Genomic DNA, 3735 nt, shown 5'->3' with positions numbered 1-3735 from the left:
AAAAATCTAGTGTAGAAAAATAGATAGTATTTAAAGTATTTCATGAACTACTTTTATAGAAAAATAAACTTAAATTACTATAGAAATTGTTGTAATAATTTAAGTTATTTAAGTAAAACCTATGATTAGAATAAATCATAGGAGTGTATTAAGAGATATGGAAGTAGTAAAGGTCAAAACAGAAGATGATAAAGAGAGATATTTTGTAGCTGATGATATGGGGTTGCCTTTAGAACCAGTATTGAAGTTTATAAGATTTAAAGACAATACCAACTATGCAAGAAATACTTTGAGAATGTATTGTCAACACTTGAAATTGTACTTTGAGTATTTGGAACAAAGAGAATTAGATTTTCAAGAAATAACTATTGATGATTTAGCTTTGTTTGTGAATTGGTTACAAAATCCTTATAAAAGTTTAAAAGTAATACCGACTAACAAAGTAGATTCAGCAAGAAGTGCAAGAACTGTAAACATTGTTATAAATACTGTTTTAATGTTTTATGACTATATTTTAAGACATGAGGAATATTGCAATAATATATCAGATAGACTTAAAAAATTTGTATCAGCTCCAAGTAGAAATTTTAAAGGATTTTTATATGGAATAGCTTATGAACAGAAGAAAGTCACAAGCAATATATTAAGACTTAAAGTTCCAAAGTATAAACCTAAAACTTTAACTAAAGAAGAAATAACAATACTTATAAATACCTGCAATAACTTTCGAGATAAGTTTCTTTTAAATTTGTTATATGAAACTGGCGTACGCATCGGCGAAGCCTTGTCATTATGGATTGAAGACTTTGATATAAGTGATATGGTAATTGACATCAAAGACCGAGGTGAACTTGAGAACTATGCTGAAATAAAGACAGTTTCAAGCCCTAGAAGAATAGATGTATCCCAGAATTTAATTGATATGTTCATGGAATATATAGCTGAATATCATACTGAAGAAGTTGAAACTAATCATGTATTTATAAAAGTACATGGCGACCATAGATGTAAGGCAATGAACTATTCAGATGTTAATAATTTGTTTAGAACATTAAAAAAGAAAACAGGGATATACGTTAGACCACATATGTTCAGGCATACATCATTGACTACACTTAGAATGGCTAATTGGCAACCCGAACTGTTAAGAATAAGAGCCGGTCATAAAAATATTTATACTACTTTACAGACCTATATACATCCTTCAGATAAAGAAATTACGGAAGAGTTTAATAAAACTCAGCCTAATCTAAATTTAGATATTTATAACGAAGGAGATAAGTAGTATGAATATACAAGAGATAAAGAATAAACAGAGTAAGTATGAGGAAATTATTGAGTATTTAAAGCAAGATGATGGGTATTGGTTGAAAAATGATAAGTGGGATTTAACTAAAGAATTTTTTGTGGGTAAGACCATAAAGCGTACTAGAAATATTAACTTTTCAAATATAAATAACGAGTTCTTAAAAAATGAGTTGAAATTCTATATTATTTATAATTTTAAAGAAAACTTACTAAAAGACTCATATATTGTATGTTTATCAACCACACTAAAACACTTTGGTAGTTTTCTTAATAGCTATTATTTGAAATATAAAAGTTTTAATGATATAGATAATAATAACTTTAAGTTTAAATTTAAGAGTTATCTTGTAAATATAGGGTTTAAGATATTAGACAAAGGAAAGGTTAGTTCCTATGAGATGAACAACATACCATATGTTGTAGATTTTATAAAAGACTTTTATGATAATAGAGAAGAAACTGAAAAAGATATATGGCATTCAAAAAATATTAAAGGTGCTAAAATTCCTGCAAGTGGAACTAAGGGTGGTGAGGCATCGTTAAACTTCAATTATATTCCTATTTATTATAGGAATACAGTTAAAAACTATTTAAAAACTATAATAACTAAAAAGAGTTGGAGTCATTGTTATAATATATTAATATATTTAAGATGTTTTTTTGATTATTTTTATTCAAATAAATATAAAGATGGATTTGTAGAAAATTTAAAAAGGCAAGATATAGAAAATTTTATTTTTAGTTTTAATAATAAAAGAAAAGGAAAAAGCAAGGATGAGTCTAACAAATATACTTCTCAAATAAGAACATTTTTAGAATATATTCAAATGGCTCAATATGATAAAGCTCCTAAAAAAGAAGTATCATTTCTAATATTCCAAGATGATATTATAAAACAAGAAAATAAAAATGACCAGCGTAAAAGAACTAAATTCATTCCAGAACCCATATTAAAACAGTTAGATAATAATATTACGGATTTAGATAGACCACAATTTATACCTATTTATATTTTACTTCGTGAAACGGGTTGGCGTGGTACAGATATATTAAATCTTAGATATGACAATTGTTTAGAACAAATATGGAATAGTAAAGAGCAACAGTATAACTATTATCTTTGTGGAGAAATAACCAAGACTGGCATAGCACAATTAAAAATACCTATAAGAGATAAAGTTGCTGAAATGGTTCGAAAAGCTATTGATAAAGCTAAGGAATTAAGTACAGAAGAAAATAATCCTAAGAAATATTTATTCAATACTTATGAAGGAAAACTCAAAGGTAGACCGTTAGCGAAGCAAAATTTATTATTAACAATTCAAAGGCTTATTGAACAAAAAGATATTAGAGATGTTAATGGTGATTTATATCATTTTAGGACACATTCTTTAAGACATACAAGAGCCAAAGAGTATGTAGAGCAAGGGATGGGAATAAGTATTATACAACAAATTTTAGGTCATCAGAGCCTTCAAATGACAGTTCATTATGCCACAGTGACAGAAAACGTTCTTTATGAAAAATGGAAGAATACAGAGGACTTAGACCTATTTAAGGTAGATACCAAAACTAATGAACTTGAAAAAATTGATTTACATTCTGACGAGGGTGAAAATTTAATTCGATATGAATATGTTAAGAAGAATTTAGATGCTGTAAGAGTACCTTTTGGAGTATGTTTTAAGCCAGATAAATTTATATGTAAGCAACAAATGAATCATTGTTTAAATTGTGGAAGCTTCTGTACTACAACCGAGAATATTCCTGAATATGAGGAAGAAATCGAACACGTTAAAAAGCAAATTGATATTAGTGAAAGATGTGGTAGAGAGCTTTGGGCTGAAAAGAATAAAACTTATTTAAGATTATTAGAAGATACATTGCAAAGAATTAGAGAACAAAAAATCATTCATAAGAATGGTAAGTCAAGGGAGGAAGCTTAAGATGGCTAATAATACTGATGGAATAAGAGAATGTGCTAAAAGAAGAACACAAGCAACATTAGAGAAGGTAGATAAAGCTATCCGTGAGCTATCGCTTAGCGAACAGAAAATAAATTTTAATACTGTCTGTAATTTAAGTGGTGTATCAAAGCCTTTTCTTTACAATAATCAAGAAGTTAGGCAAAGAATAGAAGAACTTAGAGATAAACAAACCGAAAAAGTAATAAGGCAAAGACTTAATTATGATAAAACTGATAAATCAAAAGATATTATTATAATGGCTAAAGATAAAAAGATTAAAGAATTAGAATATGAAAATAGAAGACTTAGAGAACAATTAGAAGTTCTTAGAGGAAAATTATATGAAAATATGATTTAAGGGATTAGAAATTAAAAAATCAATATGGGTTGCATGGTTTATATGTAACCCATGCATAAAATAAGTAAAGTCAAGCCGTGTACAAGCGTGTACACGAGATAT

3 protein-coding genes are annotated in these 3735 nt (G+C 27.6%); all 3 read left to right on the top strand.

Annotated features, from left to right (window positions below):
• Window positions 1–157: 157 nt before the first annotated feature.
• The 3 genes from NNC19_RS23220 to NNC19_RS23210 are packed head-to-tail and all read left to right on the top strand — an operon-like array spanning window position 158 to window position 3633.
• Window positions 158–1285, top strand: a complete 1128-nt coding sequence (locus NNC19_RS23220) for a tyrosine-type recombinase/integrase (protein ID WP_310941067.1) — start codon at window positions 158–160, stop codon at window positions 1283–1285.
• 1 nt (window position 1286) lies between these two features.
• Window positions 1287–3254 carry a tyrosine-type recombinase/integrase gene (locus NNC19_RS23215; protein ID WP_310941066.1) on the top strand — a complete coding sequence of 656 codons (1968 nt, stop codon included), beginning with the start codon at window positions 1287–1289 and terminating at the stop codon, window positions 3252–3254.
• 1 nt (window position 3255) lies between these two features.
• Window positions 3256–3633: a DUF6262 family protein gene (locus NNC19_RS23210; protein ID WP_310941065.1), complete on the top strand. Its 378-nt coding sequence runs from the start codon at window positions 3256–3258 to the stop codon at window positions 3631–3633.
• The last annotated feature ends 102 nt before the right edge of the window (window positions 3634–3735 follow it).

The sequence above is a fragment of the Clostridium sp. SHJSY1 genome (genome assembly GCF_031626875.1).
Taxonomy (GTDB): domain Bacteria; phylum Bacillota; class Clostridia; order Clostridiales; family Clostridiaceae; genus Clostridium.
Note: the sequence above shows the minus strand (reverse complement) of the source record. Positions and strands in the feature narration are given on the sequence as shown.

Coding starts and splice junctions, on each gene's coding strand:
- NNC19_RS23220 (WP_310941067.1), top strand. CDS start 158: ATGGAAGTAGTAAAGGTCAAAACAGAAGATGATAAAGAGAGATATTTT.
- NNC19_RS23215 (WP_310941066.1), top strand. CDS start 1,287: ATGAATATACAAGAGATAAAGAATAAACAGAGTAAGTATGAGGAAATT.
- NNC19_RS23210 (WP_310941065.1), top strand. CDS start 3,256: ATGGCTAATAATACTGATGGAATAAGAGAATGTGCTAAAAGAAGAACA.